Here is a 14779-nt window from a genome sequence, read left to right as displayed (position 1 = left end):
TATAAATATGTTATAATAAAGCAGTATACAAAGAAGAATATAGAAATAAGGTGTTTAAAATGAGCTATAGAATTTATGAAAGTGTGTTTGATAAATTTTTTAATAATAGAGAGGCATTGATTCATCAATTTAAGAAAGACCAACTATAAAAAGTCAATAGTAAAAAAGAAAAAATTTTAATTAAATTGGTGAATAAAAATGCATGACAAAAAGACCTGCGTGAGGCAAGTATAAGTAAAAATATGGGAAATAATATCAATTACTCGTTATTAGGTAGTCTCACCTCATAAGGACAATTATTTTTTAAAATAGCATGAATTGTGTAGCAAAGTTTACGAGCGACAGCTCCAATAGCCGTTAGGTGATGTTTTCCTTCTGAACGTTTCTTCTGGTAAAAAGCTTTAAAAACAGGGTCACAGTTAGAGGTAACTAAAGCAGCACTAAAGAGAGCCTTTCTAAGATAGGGCGATCCACGTTTACTCATTTTGTTATTTGTACTTTGATATTCACCAGATTGTGAAACAGAAGCATCAATTCCAGCATAAGCAACAAGCTTTGAAGGGTTTGAAAAATCTTGAGATATCACCTATTTCGCCAAGTATAGTTGCAGCTGTTACGTTGCCAATACCAGGTATTGTAGTAATAGGAGAATTGATTTTTATCAAGTAAAAGTGTTTATTTGCTTTTTCTATATCTTTTGACCTGACTTTCAATAAAGTTAATCTGCTCAATTAATAGTTTTTAATTGAAGAGCAAAGCTATCTAAACAAAAGCTTATACCAAAAGAATTTTTAGCTACACGAGAAAGTTGTTTGATTTTATTAGTAGCAAATTTTTTCATAGTGATTTCAGATAAAACTTTGTCTAACTTTTCAGATGAAATATTTTCGAAATCACTTGGAGAGCTGAAATGAAGCAAAATTTCCTTTGATGTTTGTCCAAAAATATCAGAAAAGATAGATTGATATTCAGGAAAAACTTGGTCTAAGACACAAATGGTTTTACGTTTAAGGTCACCTATAGAACTGATGAGATAGTTTCTAAAGCGAGAAAGGTTGCGAAGTGATATGGTATTTTCATCGGCTAAGGAAGTTTCCAGAAAATCACCATAACGAATAAGATCTGCAATTAAAACAGAATCAATGATATCTGTTTTACGCTTTCTGATTTCAATACCTTTACGCCAACCATCAGTTTGGATAGGGTTTACAACATGAATGACAAAACCTTTTTCCACAAGAAATGAGTAAATGGATAACCAATAGTGACCAGTAGCTTCCATACCTATTTCAACATCATTAACAGATCTAATGAAATTGTTTAACTTAGTAATTAAGCTTTCACCACCATTTGTAGTATTTGAAAAGGAAAAAGCCTTAAAAATAATTTTTCCTTTTTCATTTATTAGCGAAGCTACATGATTGTTTTTTCCAATATCAATACCTAAATAAAACATTTCCATCACCACTATAAATTTATTTTAGATAGTTCCTCTAATCTGATAAACGTTACCGCCTTGTTGCATATTCGAAGTACTAAACTTATTAGTCAACATCCAACTTATTCGTAATCTGTTTATCAGACAGAGGTGTCAGTCTTTCAAGTACGAGGTCTTACCTCAAGGAGACTACGACATCACTCTATCTAATATTTTGATTATACTCTTTTTTGTATAATCTTTCAGCTAATAAAGGATTATAGGTTGCCTTTATTAACCTAAATATAGTATACAAGGAGATATTACAAAAAAGGAATTTATTGAGGAACATTATAATTTTATTCAGCGACTAAATTTAAAGCCTTTTAAATATAGAATTGATTCTTTTGAAAAGGGTATATACAATTATCAATATTATAATATGTTAGCAAAGTATAGTTATATGAAGTCGAAGGATCAAAAATTACAGCAAAAACATCCTCAATTGGTAAAAAAGCTGCAAGGAGATGCAAATTACTACTATAGACAAAAAGATAAAACAACACTAAAGCTTTTGGAATACTTAGATTTTTATAATGTGGAAGCTTATTTTGTTAAAGTAAAGTCAAAATTATTAAAGGATAAATTGTTTGAGATTGTTCTTTTGGATTATGATAATGTTATTTTACATTCTATTAGCCATTGGCTTTTGGAAAGATTAAAGGAAGAAGGAGTATTTATAGAGGGAAAAAGAAAATCAATTATTGATAAGTATATTAACGAGAGATATTAACCCTATCGATTGATGGGGTTTTTATTATATATAAAGACGATTTGTTAAAATTATCCTTTCTAAAAATTTGTTTACGTACAAATACTAAGATTAGTAATTAGATGAAAGGATGTATGCTATGACAACTAGATTATTGGTTATTGCAATTGCACCAGGATTAGCTTTAGCTTTAGCAATTTATTTAACAGATCGATATGATAGAGAGCCTATAGATTTGTTAATAAAGGTATTTATTTTAGGTGCATTATCTGTAATTCCTACAGCTTTTATGGAAAGAATTTTATTATCCTTTAATATATTTGGAGGTGTTTTAGGTGCTTTTTATACAGCATTTATTGTTGCAGGTTTTACAGAAGAATTTTTTAAAAGAGGTGTTGTATTAAAAACTGCTTATTATAATGATGCTTTTGATGAAAAGTTGGATGGAATTGTTTATGCTGTTTTTTCTGCTTTAGGATTTGCAACCATTGAAAATATTATGTATGTAGTATTTAGATTTGCAGCAAATCCTTATGTAGGCTTATATAGAGGGATTTTATCTGTACCTGCTCATATGTTATTTGGTGTTACAATGGGATATTATTTATCTTTATCAAAATTCACAAAACACGAAAAAATTCAAAAAAGGTATTTAAAAAAGTCCTTGTTAGTACCGATGTTGCTTCATGGTATATTTGATTTTATTCTAATGTCACAAATACCTATATTAATGCTTTTTTTTATACCATTTGTAATTTATCTATGGTGGATAAATTTACGAAGGTTGAATGAATATACTAATGAGTCAAGAATTATTTATGAACGAAAAGATAAAGAAGATGATTTAAAATAGACGCAACTGCGTCTATTTTTTTAGCATAATTAGTAGCAAAATATATTTTGTAGAATATTATGATATCGAGGAGTTTAAAGATTAGGGGGAGAACATATGCACAAAGATAGATTAGATTTGCTTTTTAAAATTATGGAATTAGAGAATTGTTGTGTAGATTTAAATCTATATTTAGATATTCATCCTACAGATCAGAAAGCAGTGATGGATTATAACACATATTCATATCAGCTTGCTGGCTTAAAGAAACAGTATGAATGTATGTATGGACCATTATCTAATTTTGGAACTGCACCGAGCCAATATCCATTTAGATGGATAGAAGATCCTTGGCCTTGGGAAATAGAATATTAGAGGGGGAACATATATGTGGATCTATGAAAAAAAATTACAGTATCCCGTTAAAATAACTTGTAAAGACCCAAGAATGGCTCAGTATGTTATGACTCAGTTGGGTGGGCCTGATGGAGAATTATCTGCTGCTTTGACTTATTTAAATCAAAGATACAAAATGCCTACTAAAAAAGCAAAGGCACTACTTACAGATATAGGAACTGAAGAATAGGTACCATTATGTTATCAATGAAAATGAGTTATTTCGGTAATTTAGGATATAGGTCAAGTGTAAATTCATCTTCTTTTCCACTCCATCTACCTCCAGTTTCTTTCGTATATATCGCCTTTTCGATAACTTCTTTAAGAAGCTCGTTTCTTTCTGCTGGATCTTCGATAGAATTATAAACTTCTAAAACCTTTTCAACTTTAGGGATTATATTTTTTCTTCCTTCATTATTTTTCTTTGCAAGTGCAATAGTGTTTAATAATTGTTTTCTATTTTCTTCTATTCCGGCAATTCTTTGTGAAATATTTTTAGACCTTTCTAAAAATTTTTCTACCGTATAGACTTCTTGTTCTAATAGATCATGAAGTTTTTCCATTTGGTTTTCCAGTTTTTTCTTTTCTTCATCTAAATTTTTAATAGCTTTTTTAGCAATGTCTATTTGAATACTTTTGGAATTATTATTTATATCATCGGTTATTCTAAGTTTATAGTTGTATAACCATTTTTCTAAAGATAGTAAAAGAGAATTTTCTACTTTAGCTAATTTAGAACTTACATTTTTACATGAAGTTACGGGACACATGATAGTATCTGGATATTTATTTCCGTGAGGACGTCTTACCATATTTCTGCCACACATTCCACACTTTACTATACCAGAAAGTGGATTTTTAATTTTAAGTTTATTAGGTACTGGACTTTCTGTGTTAGAAGAAATATATTCTTGAGCAGCATTCCAAGTATCTATATCAATTATAGCTTCATGAAGACCGTCAACTAAAATATAATCTTCTGCTCTAGGGCGTTTTCTTTTAATTTGCCCATTAACCATTTTCTTTTGAATAGGTCTCCAATTCCAACGAATTTTACCTATATATACCGGGTTACGTAACATATCTCGAATAGTAGAAGGAACCCAAACATCACCTTTCATTGGTGGAATTTTTAGGTTGTTAAGTTTGCGTACTATAAGTGATACGCCTAATCGTTTAAAACTATTATCTGGTTGTTGTTCTCCTTTTGTATAGAGTTCAAATATTAACTTAACTATATCAGCTTGATCTGGATGCGGTTCTAAGGTATAACCCTTTTCCTTCTCTAACTTCTTTCTAATATAACCATAAGGAGGTTTAGTACCGAGGTATTTTCCTTCTTTAACTGATTCTATTCTTCCACGTTGCAGTCTTCTATTTATAGTTTTATATTCTCTTCTTGACATGAATAATCCAAATTCAAAATATTCTTCGTCAAATTCGTTACTAGGATCATAAATTTTCATAGGTGTAATAATTTTTGTATTAGAATATTTAAAAGTTTGTGAGACCAATCCTTGATCCATTGTATCACCACGTGCAAGACGTTCTACTTCCATAACAAGTACGCCTTTCCAGAATCCTTGTTCTACTTCTGTAAGAAGTTGTTGCATGACAGGTCGAGCGGATATCGTTTCACCAGATACAATTTCTCTATGTATTTGAGTAATATTTAATTTTCTTTTTTTAGCCAATTCTAGTAAAATTTTTTCGTGTCTTGCTAGCGTTTCGCCTTCTCCTTTAGCTTCTGCTTCTACATCAGTTCTAGATTTTCTTAGATATATGCAATAAGACATATAGTTGCATCCCCCTTCATTGCAAATTGTATTAAGCTTTATACTATTTATTATAATATTTTAGCTAATAAAAACAAAAACCACTTTGTAGTGGCTTATTGTTAAAATTAGGAGGTTATATATTTTGGGTGGTGCTCAAAGGCTCTCATAATGGTCAATTTATTAATTCGATAATATGTAAATTAATGCATTGTTAGAATTTTTTACCTTGTTTGATTTTAAAAAAGACTCAAATTAAATTTGAGTTTAATAAGTTCTAAAGGTAAATACTCAATAGAAGCTACTTGCTCTAAAGTAAATCCAGGATATTGTTTTAATAGATTATCTGGAACTAGTAATTCAGCAGCAAATTTATTAGCTTCATTTTCGAATTTATTCTTTATGCAGAAAGTATTGCTTTCTAAGAACATTATATTTAATTTAGAATGTAGCATAGCATGTCCTAATTCATGCCCACAGACTATTTTTTGATCGTTATATGGCAGAAGATCATTAATATAAATTATTTTATTCCTTTGAAAGTATTGATAAAATCCTTTTATGTCTTTATCAAGTGTTCGTTTAATTACAACGATATCTAAAAAATCAGCTAATTCAAAAGGATTATTAGTATTGTATTTATTTACAAGAGATTGAACTGTTTTCTTTATTATATTCAAATTGTAGTCCCCCCATGATTTGACCATTAACCCATTTTGAACGTTATTTTTTATCTTTTCTATATTTTTTGGGAGTATATTTTTCTTTGTTTCTTTGTTTTGCGATCTCCATTCCGACTTTCATAGCATCTATAATACTTTGTATAGCTTCAGGAGATGCAGGTTCTCCATTAAACATTAAACCTTCAGAACTCTCTAATTGTTTTCTTGTTTGTTCGATAATTTTTTCTATTTCTTTTTCATCTCGTTTTGTAAGCGTTTGAACATTATTTGTATTAGAATTTTCATGTGAGATAATTTCCTTGTTATTTGTTCTTCCTAAAATATAATCAACACTTACATTAAAGAAATCAGCAAATTTTTCTATAGTACTTGCATCTGGCATGCGTCTATTACTTTCATAATGAGAGATTGAAGCTTTTCCAGTGTTAAACTTTTTAGCTAATTCTTCTTGTGTCATATTGTTTTCTATTCTTAATTCTTTTAATCTATCTCCAAATTGTTTTTTCATCATAATCACCTTATAGTTTGTCTTTGATATTTAATATTATATATTAAAAATACACAAAAGAAACTTTTGTTTCTTAAATGTATATTTTTTTTGTTTTTTTCGCAAAATACATATTGACAGTATACATAAAAGAAACTATAATAAAAACATACCAAGTATACAAAAAAGAAACAGAAAGGAGGACAAAACGTGAGAAATCTTAAAGCTTTAAGAGTAAAATATGGTTTAACACAAGCTGATATGGCTAAAAAATTAGAAATATCTGAAGTAGCATATAGAAATAAAGAAAATGGATATACACAGTTTACACTTAATGAAGCTAGAAAAATTTCTAAAATTTTTAAAGAGACTATAGAGGCAATTTTTTTTGAAAACGAAGTATACACAAAAGAAACTACTGCTTAGTATTATTATTTCACAATATGCGATTTTGAAAAGCTGTAATTAATGGTTTGAAAGGGGGAGATATACAAAAGGAGGGTTTAGAGTGCTTGAAAATATGAATGAATTTAGATGTGAAAAATGCAAGAAATTGCTTTTTAAGTACAAATTAAGTGGGCATATGAAAATCGATGTGAAGTGTACTAGGTGCAGATATTTAACTAGAAAGAGATTAAATTGCAACGAATAGTACAAACACAGAATTTCATAGTATTTAACAAAAGAAGTGATTTTAAGGAGGTACTTGTATGAGTAAAAACCTCAAAGAAAATATCAGAGAAACAGGAAACCTCGTTGAAGAATATATGCAAGGAAATGTAAGGATTAGAATATTTGACAGTGCTTATATTAATAGGTCTAAAGAAGATATAGATAGGACACTTGAGAGGATAACTCAGATAGCAAAAAGAGTAGCAAATAAGTCAGTACAGTAAGAACAAAGGGGGAACGAAAGATGAATGAGTTAAAAATCAAGCAAAAAGCTAAAGAAATACAGAAAAATCTTGGTGGAAGGATTTTTGTATTTCCTATTAATGAAAATGATCCATATTCAAAATATGCAATGGTAATAGATGTTGGACAACAAAATTTTATGCCGTTCAAAGAAGAACTAGATATTTCAGAAGCAGCATCTTGTGTTTTTATTGGTTTAGACATGCTTAACAAAAGCGGAGTAAAAGCTACTTATGATGAAGATGTTCGTTTTATATCTTATGATGCTCAAATAAATGCACCTTCTGTAGTAATGAAAAGGTTAAAAAAAGGATTACATTTCAAAACTGTTGATCGAGTAAAAAATGAAGAAGATGAAGTATATTTTACTCCAATAGGTGTACTGAAATATACCTATCTCATACTTAAAGATGAGAAAAATGTTAAAGCAGATGATTTTATCACAAAATACTGCAGGCTACTAGCCCAAAGAAAATTTGGTGGTTCAGTAAGAAAAATTAAAAACAAACTTATGAAAATGACAAAAGATGATGCTATGGAGTTTTTAGAAGAAACATATAAGAAATATGTAACTGATCAAGACATCATAAATTTAATGAATTAAGGGGGAAGAATAAATGAAAAAAACAGTAGCATCTTTAATAAAACAAGATATAAGCGAAAATAGATTAACACCAATAGAGATAGCTTTAGGAGTTGATGATAAAGGAAGAACTACAGCAAAGAAACTGTATGAGTTTTTAGAACTTAATCCTAGTAATTATTCAAAGTGGGCAAAGAGAAATATTGAAAATAATGAATTCGCAGAAGAAAACTTAGATTATTGGCCATTTGTACTTAATGACGAATGCGGCGGTCAAGCAACAAAGGATTATAAATTAACTGCATCTTTTGCAAAAAAATTATGCATGACTTCTAAATCTCCAAATGGTGAACTCGCTAGAAATTATTTTGTAAAAATAGAAGATAAATTAAAGCAAGTAGCCTTAAAGCCATATCAAGGACTTAGCAAAGAAATACAAGCAATCTTTGCATTGGACCAAAGAACAATGGAAATAGACAACAGGATTACGAAACTTGAAAACAACATGCCACTTTTCAATATAGAGTGTAAAGAGCTACAAGGCATTATAAGGAAGAAAGGCATAGAAGTTTTAGGAGGTTATAAAAGCCCTGCTTACTGCGACAACTCTTTGAGAGGAAGAGTTTATGCTGATATTCAAAAACAGCTTAAAAGAGAATTTGGAGTTAGAAGATATGAAGCTATAAAAAGAAGTCAATTAGAAACTGCTAGAAAAATCGTAGAAGAATACAGACTACCAATAGTTTTAGCAGATGAAATTAGATTAGCAAATAGTCAGATGAGAATACAAGAGAGTGTTATCTAATTTAGGACAAGCCTAGAGAGGATGATTGAAGTGATAAAAACATCATGGCGTTATAGTAAAGTAAATAAATTAATCAATTATCTTAGAAGTAAACTTATAAAAATATTACTAGGAAGAAGTATTGCACTATTTGTAGAAGAAAAGGGTTCTAACTACTACGAAGTAGAAGTCGCAGACAGTAAGAACCGAGTAAAATTATTAGTTTTAAGATTTGAGAAAATAGGGTCTATACGATATCGCTTAAAAGATTATCTATCTTTTTAATGATATTTATTAAAAAAAAAGGAGATGACAGTGATGAATTTAGAACAGAAAGTGATTAAAGAATTAGCTTTTCGAAGTCTTAAAATGAAACCTAAGTTAACTGAAGCTGAGCAAATTGAGTATGACAAACTTGATAAACAATATTTTGATCTTTCGGTAAAATTCCAAGAAGATACTTATGAAGTTAGAGACAACATTAGGAAAAGACAAATGGAAATATTAACCACTGCTGAAAACAGACTTAGGAGACAGTGGGGTCTATCTCCTAAGAGTAAAGCTGATAAAGTATTAATTGATTATTTAGAGTCTAAGAAGAAGTTTGTTCTAAAAAAATACCATGATGAGTGGAACATTAAACAGTTGGGTTTAGACCCAAAGCGTATTGAAAAAATAACTAACAATATTTTGTTACAACTAAAGGAAAACAAAATATCTGTTGAAGAAAGTACTGCTATTTTAAATATATGTAAAGATGTAATACGGTACACCAGCATAGTAGATATAGAAGAAGTTGAAGTATATTGCCACAAAGCAAATACATTAGCTTGGGATATTTCTAAGAAATAAATTTTGAAAGATATAGATTTATTAAAGATATCGCTGAGTTTTTTATAACTTCATTTCCGGAGTTAAGTATTTGTTTTAAAACAGTTTCAAATTTATTTTCTTTATTCAAAGAATTAAAAGATAAACCTAGTTTGTAAAACTCTACAATATCGCAACCAGATGAAGTAATTGTTATGCCAAATATTCTACGTTGTACACCCCAATTCACTTCAATAAAACCTTTATCTTCAAGATATAAGAGGTTAAAAATGATGAAATTATCATCTATATTATTTGAATGAAACTTATCAAGTAATTCCTGAGAAATCATTACATCTATACGACCTTTGGTTATTGCTTGATTATATAAGTCTTCTAGGATTGTTATTCTGATTTCAATTTGATTCAATATGCTCACCCCCTTCCTAAAGCAAAATTCTACAGGAAGAGAGGGAAACCTTCATACAAATATCGACAAGAAAGAGGTGAAATAAATGCTTAGCGAAATAGCAGAAAATAGGTTGATTGAAATTATAAGAGAGCATACCAAACTTGCAGAAGAGTTTGCTAATTTCCCTGCTAATGGCGGAGATACAGTAGAAGAAGCTGAAAAAATCGCAAAGAGAAAAGCTGAAATTAAAAAGAGGATCGAAGAGTTAAGGGTAGAGAGACAGAAGTTACTTGGAAAGTGAGAGGGGGTGAGTATATGCATGGATTAGGTTCTTACAAAGGCAAGGTTAGAGACTTTTTAGAGATTCTACAAAAAGAAAAAAGCACTAAGGTTGCTGCAACAACCAAATAGTGCACTAAAAAAATAAACGTCAGTAGTATTATAACAGATTATACAAATTTAATACAGGGGGACATACAAATGAATAGTCTCAAAATCGAAAAGAAGAAATTAGATCGTTTGATTACTAAACATAAAGATCTACAACATCCATTAGTGCAAGAACAGTCTAAGAAAGTAGACAAGCTAGTAGTTGAGCATATGAGAGAGGTGACAGCGTGAAATGTAAAGTGTGTGGAAATGAGTTATATACAGATAGTTGGAGTGAAGAGGAATTTGGAGTTGTAGAGACAATCGAAGAGTGTGAGGTATGTGGTTTTTTAGATCATTATTCATATGGGAGATTGCTATTAGCACTAGGTGGAAAGTGTTTCTATGATGGTCCCGCACATGGGTACATTGGAGAAGAAGTGAAAAAAGAGTTAGAAGAAGCCTACGAGAAATTTGAGAGAGCAATAAAGAGGACCAGGAAGTATTATAAGAGGTCGGGTAAGTTTAGGAGGAGCAAGCATGCCTAAGAAAGTTAAGTTTCGAAATGTTGTAACAGGAACAGTAATAGAAGTTGGTACAGGTTTAGTTGATTATTATAGAGCGAATCCAAGTTTCAAAGAGATTAAGGAGGAAGAAAAATGTTAATTCAAATAAAGAGCTTAAAGTTAAGGAATTTTAAGGGGATTAGAGATTTAACAATCAGCTTTGGGAAGGTTACTGATATATACGGAGAAAATGCGACTGGAAAAACAACAATAGCAGATGCATTTACCTGGTTATTGTTTGATAAGGATAGTAAGGATAGAACTGCTTTCGACATCAAAACACTAGATAGAAATGGACAAGTTATTCATGGCCTTGAACATGAAGTAACAGGAGTATTGAGCGTAGATGGTACGGATATTACATTGTCTAAAATCTATAAAGAAAAATGGACCAGAAAAAGAGGACAAGCAGAAAGCCAATTCACAGGGCACGAAACTTTATACAGCATAGATGATGTTCCAGTTAAGAAATCAGAGTACCAAAAAAAGATAAACGAAATTATAAATGAAAATATTTTCAAGCTTATAACAAGTCCACTGTACTTTAGTACGAAGATGAAATGGCAGGATAGAAGAAATGTACTACTAGAAATTATCGGAGATATTACAAGTGAAAGGATTATTAATTACAAAGCTGATTTGAGACCATTGGAACAATTACTAGGAGATAAAGACATAGACACTCTTAAGAAATCCATAACAGCTAAAAAGAAAAGGCTGAATGATGAAATTAAGTCAATACCATATAGAATAGATGAATTAAACAACTCAATCCAGGAATTAGATTTTGAAGCCCTAGAATTTAGAAAAAGAGGAGTTGCAGCTGGAATAAAAAATATCGATGAAATGCTATTGGATAGATCGAAAGTAAATGAAGAATTTCTTAAAGAGAAGGACAAGCTGTATAAACTTAAATCTAAGCTAAAAGATATTGAATATAAAGTTAAGAGTGAAGCGGAGGAACCGCTTAAACAGTTGAATTCTGAATTAAGAGAAGCGGAAAAAGAAAAAACGAAATTAGATATGGAACTCTACAAAATAAATAATGCAATAGAAACTAAAGAGAATTTAGTAAACTCCATTGAAAAAGAACTTGCAGAGTTGAGGGAGAAATGGAATCTTGTAAATCAAGAAGAGCTCCATATTCCTGAAGATAGTTTTATATGTCCTACATGTAAAAGACCGCTTGAAGAACATGACATTGAAGCTAAAAAAGCTGAAATGATAGAAAACTTCAATCAAAATAAAGCTGAAAAACTAGCTGCAATAAATAATCTTGGGAAATTTAAAAAATCAAAATTAGATGAACATAAAACTGAAAAAGAAAAGTTGAAAGTTGAAAAAGATTTAGCAGTAGCAAGATTAGAAGAAGTAAATGAGATTTTGATTGAAAGAAAGGCTAAAATTGATAATTTCACACCATCTATAGATTTAGAAAATAATCAAGAATATCAAGAAGTGTTGAAGCAGATCAAAGAGTTAGAACAAAAATTTTCTACTCCAGTGGAAATGAATCATGAAATACACGAACTTAAGATGAAAAAGGCAAGTTTAGAAAAAGAACTAGAAGAAATAAACGGACAATTAGCATATAAAAGAACAGAACGAGAAAAATGAAAAGCCAGAATGAAAGAACTACAAGAAAGAGAAAAAGCAATTAGCTCAGCAAATAGCTGAACTGGATGGACAAGAGTACTTATGTGAAGAGTTTGTAAAAACAAAGGTTGAATTATTGGAAAGCAGCATAAATGCAAAATTCAAATATGTGAGCTTTAAGCTGTTTGATACACAGGTAAACGGTGGATTGGTAGAAACATGCGAAGCTTTAATAGACGGAGTACCTTTCAGTAATGCAAATACTGCTGCACAGATTAATGCAGGTTTAGATATTATAAATGCGCTTTCAGAGTATTATGATGTACAAGCACCAATATTCATAGATAATCGAGAGAGTGTAAATCAGTTGATTGATTGCAACAGTCAAATCGTGAATTTAATTGTTAGCAAAAGATAAGGAATTGAGAATTGAAAAATAACGATCTATTAGTTGTTAATTGCGAGGTGATATAAATGGATGAAGTAGTTGTTGTAAAAGGTGAGAAGTTGGGAAGACTCGGATTGTTGTACTCATGATGAATTAATCGTAAATGGTAAATCAATCTTTGGTGTACATCCACTATATGAATGCCCAGAAGATGCAATTATAGGTCGTGATCTTATATCTTGTAGTGAAATAGCTAGTTTTCTTGAGAATTTTTTAAAAGAAAATCAAAGGAAAAAAGTTAGGTTTGAATATGTAGAAGGAGAAGAGGAGGAATAGATTATGTCAAATAATGTAGTGACAACAACACAAGAAAAAAATATTACAGAAGAAGTACTAGCGAGAGTTCAGGACCTAAACAAAAAAGGAGAATTAGTTATTCCAAAAGGATATAGCGCAGAAAACGCTTTAAAAAGTGCATATTTAATACTTTCAGAAACTGTAGACAAGGATAAAAAACCAGTACTTCAAACTTGCAGTAAAGCAAGTATAGCAAATGCTTTGTTAGATATGGTTATACAAGGTTTAAGTCCAGCTAAGAAGCAATGTTACTTTGTAGCTTATGGTGGTAAATTACAGCTTATGAGAAGCTACATGGGAACTGTAGCAGTAACAAAAAGACTAAAAGGAGTAAAGGATGTAAAGGCTTATTGCATATATGAAGGAGACGAATTTGAAACTGAATATAATGTTGATACCGCTGTTTTAAAAATTACTAAATTCAATCCTAAATTCGAGAATATTGATATCAAAAAGATTAAAGGTGCATTTGCAGTAATCGTAGGTGAAAATGGTCCAATTCATACAGAAATTATGAGCATGGCTCAGATAAGAAACTCATGGAATCAGGGGTATGCAAAAGGCAAGAGCGGAGCGCATACAAATTTTACAGAAGAAATGGCTAAAAAAACAGTAATTAATAGAGCTTGTAAGATGTTTGCAAACACAAGTGATGATTCAGATATTCTGATTGGAGCTTTTAATAATTCGGATAAAGCTGATTTTGAAGAAAAAGACAAAGATATGGTGAACGATGTGGAATATGAGGTTAAAGAAGAGATTAAAGAGGAAAAGGCGAACTCAAAGCCTATAGGATTCACTAATGAAACTGTAAAAGATGTTGCGTATGAGGAAATTCCTAAAGCAGATGTAGAGCAGCAACAAACAATAATGGAAGGACCAGGATTCTAATGAAACTGAAAGTATTAGGGAGTGGGAGTAAGGGGAATTGTTATCTCCTTTACTCTCCAAAAGAAACTTTGATTATAGAATGCGGATTACCTTATAAGGCTATTCTGAAAGGCTTAAATTTTAATTTAAACAAGGTGGTAGGGTGTTTGGTTAGCCACGAGCATAAAGACCACTCAAAAGCAATACAGGACTTAATAAAGAACGGAATAGATGTTTATACGAGTAAAGGAACAGCAATGGCATGTGAAGTTACTGGATACAGAGTAAAACTATTAGAAAGTGAGAAGGCAACTAAAATAGGAAGTTTTTATAGTGCTTCCATTCAAAAACACAGCATGATGCAGCTGAACCGCTTGGGTTTTTTAATATATCACAGAGAAATTGGAAGCTTATTGTTTTATTACAGATAGCTACTACTGCCAGTATAAGTTTCAGGACCTGAACCATATTTTGATTGAATGCAATTACTCTGATGAAATTCTAAAAGAGAATTTAGATCAGGGATTAATACCAAGAAGCTTAAAGAATAGACTTTTGAAATCACATTTTTCTTTAGGAAATGTGAAAGAATTTCTTAAAGTTACGGACATGAAAACAGTGCAAAATATAATGCTTATACATCTGAGCGATGGAAATAGCAACGAAGCAATATTCAAAGAAGAAATAGAACGGCTTACTGGAAAACCAACATATGTAGCAGACAAAGGATTAGAAATAGAAGTTAGTTTAGGTACATTTTAAAAGTT

Annotated in this window: 24 protein-coding genes and 3 pseudogenes; 22 read left to right on the top strand and 5 right to left on the bottom strand. The window is 30.6% G+C overall.

Annotated elements, in window-relative coordinates; all coding sequences use genetic code 11:
- Positions 1 to 259 precede the first annotated feature (259 nt).
- Positions 260 to 1456 (bottom strand): annotated as a pseudogene (locus tag FQB35_RS10710) (IS110 family RNA-guided transposase).
- A 271-nt stretch (positions 1457 to 1727) separates the two neighbouring features.
- Here FQB35_RS10710 and FQB35_RS10705 point away from each other — a divergent pair.
- From FQB35_RS10705 to FQB35_RS10690, 4 genes and pseudogenes are all read left to right on the top strand, one after another.
- Positions 1728 to 2210: a DUF6648 family protein gene (locus tag FQB35_RS10705; protein WP_333473065.1), complete on the top strand. Its 483-nt coding sequence runs from the start codon at positions 1728 to 1730 to the stop codon at positions 2208 to 2210.
- 118 nt (positions 2211 to 2328) lie between these two features.
- Positions 2329 to 3042 carry a PrsW family intramembrane metalloprotease gene (locus FQB35_RS10700; protein ID WP_148809897.1) on the top strand — a complete coding sequence of 238 codons (714 nt, stop codon included), beginning with the start codon at positions 2329 to 2331 and terminating at the stop codon, positions 3040 to 3042.
- A gap of 96 nt (positions 3043 to 3138) precedes the next feature.
- Positions 3139 to 3396, top strand: coding sequence for a spore coat protein CotJB (locus tag FQB35_RS10695; protein ID WP_148809896.1), 258 nt, complete (start codon positions 3139 to 3141; stop codon positions 3394 to 3396).
- Between the two features lie 13 nt (positions 3397 to 3409).
- A pseudogene (locus tag FQB35_RS10690) lies at positions 3410 to 3604 on the top strand (manganese catalase family protein); the annotation flags it as partial.
- A 31-nt stretch (positions 3605 to 3635) separates the two neighbouring features.
- On the opposite strand, the gene FQB35_RS10685 reads toward FQB35_RS10690, so the two are convergent.
- The 3 genes from FQB35_RS10685 to FQB35_RS10675 all read right to left on the bottom strand — a co-directional run bounded on the left by FQB35_RS10685 (position 3636) and on the right by FQB35_RS10675 (position 6383).
- Entirely contained in the window at positions 3636 to 5213 is a 1578-nt protein-coding gene (locus FQB35_RS10685) for a recombinase family protein (RefSeq protein WP_168198319.1), read from the bottom strand.
- A 218-nt stretch (positions 5214 to 5431) separates the two neighbouring features.
- Positions 5432 to 5872 carry an ImmA/IrrE family metallo-endopeptidase gene (locus FQB35_RS10680; protein ID WP_148809894.1) on the bottom strand — a complete coding sequence of 147 codons (441 nt, stop codon included), beginning with the start codon at positions 5870 to 5872 and terminating at the stop codon, positions 5432 to 5434.
- Between the two features lie 43 nt (positions 5873 to 5915).
- Positions 5916 to 6383 carry a helix-turn-helix domain-containing protein gene (locus FQB35_RS10675; protein WP_148809893.1) on the bottom strand — a complete coding sequence of 156 codons (468 nt, stop codon included), beginning with the start codon at positions 6381 to 6383 and terminating at the stop codon, positions 5916 to 5918.
- Positions 6384 to 6572: 189 nt separating this feature from the next.
- Between FQB35_RS10675 and FQB35_RS10670 the strand changes: the two genes are divergently transcribed.
- The 7 genes from FQB35_RS10670 to FQB35_RS10645 all read left to right on the top strand — a co-directional run bounded on the left by FQB35_RS10670 (position 6573) and on the right by FQB35_RS10645 (position 9496).
- Entirely contained in the window at positions 6573 to 6788 is a 216-nt protein-coding gene (locus FQB35_RS10670; RefSeq protein WP_148809892.1) for a helix-turn-helix transcriptional regulator, read from the top strand.
- 82 nt (positions 6789 to 6870) lie between these two features.
- On the top strand, positions 6871 to 7014 hold the full coding sequence (locus FQB35_RS15915; protein WP_168198318.1) for a hypothetical protein: 144 nt from the start codon (positions 6871 to 6873) through the stop codon (positions 7012 to 7014).
- Positions 7015 to 7072: 58 nt separating this feature from the next.
- Positions 7073 to 7258 (top strand): hypothetical protein, encoded by a 186-nt coding sequence (locus tag FQB35_RS10665; RefSeq protein WP_148809891.1) that lies wholly within the window; start codon positions 7073 to 7075, stop codon positions 7256 to 7258.
- Between the two features lie 20 nt (positions 7259 to 7278).
- Positions 7279 to 7881, top strand: a complete 603-nt coding sequence (locus tag FQB35_RS10660; RefSeq protein ID WP_148809890.1) for a hypothetical protein — start codon at positions 7279 to 7281, stop codon at positions 7879 to 7881.
- A 13-nt stretch (positions 7882 to 7894) separates the two neighbouring features.
- Positions 7895 to 8665 (top strand): ORF6C domain-containing protein, encoded by a 771-nt coding sequence (locus FQB35_RS10655; protein WP_148809889.1) that lies wholly within the window; start codon positions 7895 to 7897, stop codon positions 8663 to 8665.
- A gap of 30 nt (positions 8666 to 8695) precedes the next feature.
- Complete coding sequence (locus FQB35_RS10650) at positions 8696 to 8929, top strand: hypothetical protein (RefSeq protein WP_148809888.1); 234 nt, start codon at positions 8696 to 8698, stop codon at positions 8927 to 8929.
- 33 nt (positions 8930 to 8962) lie between these two features.
- On the top strand, positions 8963 to 9496 hold the full coding sequence (locus FQB35_RS10645; RefSeq protein ID WP_148809887.1) for a hypothetical protein: 534 nt from the start codon (positions 8963 to 8965) through the stop codon (positions 9494 to 9496).
- Here the strand turns inward: FQB35_RS10645 and FQB35_RS10640 are convergent.
- Positions 9486 to 9884 (bottom strand): hypothetical protein, encoded by a 399-nt coding sequence (locus FQB35_RS10640; RefSeq protein ID WP_148809886.1) that lies wholly within the window; start codon positions 9882 to 9884, stop codon positions 9486 to 9488. The genes FQB35_RS10645 and FQB35_RS10640 overlap by 11 nt on opposite strands.
- Before the next feature lie 85 nt (positions 9885 to 9969).
- On the opposite strand from FQB35_RS10640, the gene FQB35_RS10635 reads away from it, so the two are divergent.
- From FQB35_RS10635 to FQB35_RS16240, 11 genes and pseudogenes are all read left to right on the top strand, one after another.
- Positions 9970 to 10167, top strand: coding sequence for a hypothetical protein (locus tag FQB35_RS10635; RefSeq protein WP_148809885.1), 198 nt, complete (start codon positions 9970 to 9972; stop codon positions 10165 to 10167).
- Between the two features lie 179 nt (positions 10168 to 10346).
- The gene (locus tag FQB35_RS10630) at positions 10347 to 10487 is read left to right on the top strand and encodes a Spo0E family sporulation regulatory protein-aspartic acid phosphatase (RefSeq protein WP_148809884.1); all 141 of its coding nucleotides are present in this window, start codon (positions 10347 to 10349) and stop codon (positions 10485 to 10487) included.
- Positions 10484 to 10783 (top strand): hypothetical protein, encoded by a 300-nt coding sequence (locus FQB35_RS10625; protein ID WP_148809883.1) that lies wholly within the window; start codon positions 10484 to 10486, stop codon positions 10781 to 10783. The genes FQB35_RS10630 and FQB35_RS10625 overlap by 4 nt, the downstream gene beginning before the upstream one ends.
- Positions 10776 to 10901, top strand: coding sequence for a hypothetical protein (locus FQB35_RS16450; protein ID WP_269902685.1), 126 nt, complete (start codon positions 10776 to 10778; stop codon positions 10899 to 10901). The genes FQB35_RS10625 and FQB35_RS16450 overlap by 8 nt, the downstream gene beginning before the upstream one ends.
- A complete protein-coding gene (locus FQB35_RS10620) occupies positions 10895 to 12418 on the top strand; it encodes an AAA family ATPase (RefSeq protein ID WP_231701780.1) in 1524 nt (507 codons plus the stop codon). The genes FQB35_RS16450 and FQB35_RS10620 overlap by 7 nt, the downstream gene beginning before the upstream one ends.
- Positions 12419 to 12533: 115 nt before the next feature.
- Positions 12534 to 12815, top strand: a complete 282-nt coding sequence (locus tag FQB35_RS16255) for a hypothetical protein (RefSeq protein ID WP_231701779.1) — start codon at positions 12534 to 12536, stop codon at positions 12813 to 12815.
- Between the two features lie 81 nt (positions 12816 to 12896).
- Positions 12897 to 13121, top strand: coding sequence for a hypothetical protein (locus FQB35_RS10615; RefSeq protein WP_207707291.1), 225 nt, complete (start codon positions 12897 to 12899; stop codon positions 13119 to 13121).
- Positions 13122 to 13124: 3 nt separating this feature from the next.
- Positions 13125 to 14033: a recombinase RecT gene (locus FQB35_RS10610; protein WP_148809882.1), complete on the top strand. Its 909-nt coding sequence runs from the start codon at positions 13125 to 13127 to the stop codon at positions 14031 to 14033.
- Positions 14033 to 14176, top strand: a pseudogene (locus FQB35_RS16250) (MBL fold metallo-hydrolase); the annotation flags it as partial. The gene FQB35_RS10610 and the pseudogene FQB35_RS16250, both read left to right, overlap by 1 nt.
- 3 nt (positions 14177 to 14179) lie before the next feature.
- Complete coding sequence (locus tag FQB35_RS16245; RefSeq protein ID WP_231701914.1) at positions 14180 to 14443, top strand: hypothetical protein; 264 nt, start codon at positions 14180 to 14182, stop codon at positions 14441 to 14443.
- A gap of 40 nt (positions 14444 to 14483) precedes the next feature.
- On the top strand, positions 14484 to 14774 hold the full coding sequence (locus FQB35_RS16240; RefSeq protein WP_231701778.1) for a hypothetical protein: 291 nt from the start codon (positions 14484 to 14486) through the stop codon (positions 14772 to 14774).
- The last annotated feature ends 5 nt before the right edge of the window (positions 14775 to 14779 follow it).

Origin of the sequence: Crassaminicella thermophila (assembly GCF_008152325.1) — a bacterium.
GTDB lineage: Bacteria > Bacillota > Clostridia > Peptostreptococcales > Thermotaleaceae > Crassaminicella_A > Crassaminicella_A thermophila.
The sequence above is the reverse complement of the archived record's forward strand: the minus strand, read 5'-3'. Positions and strand labels throughout refer to the sequence as shown.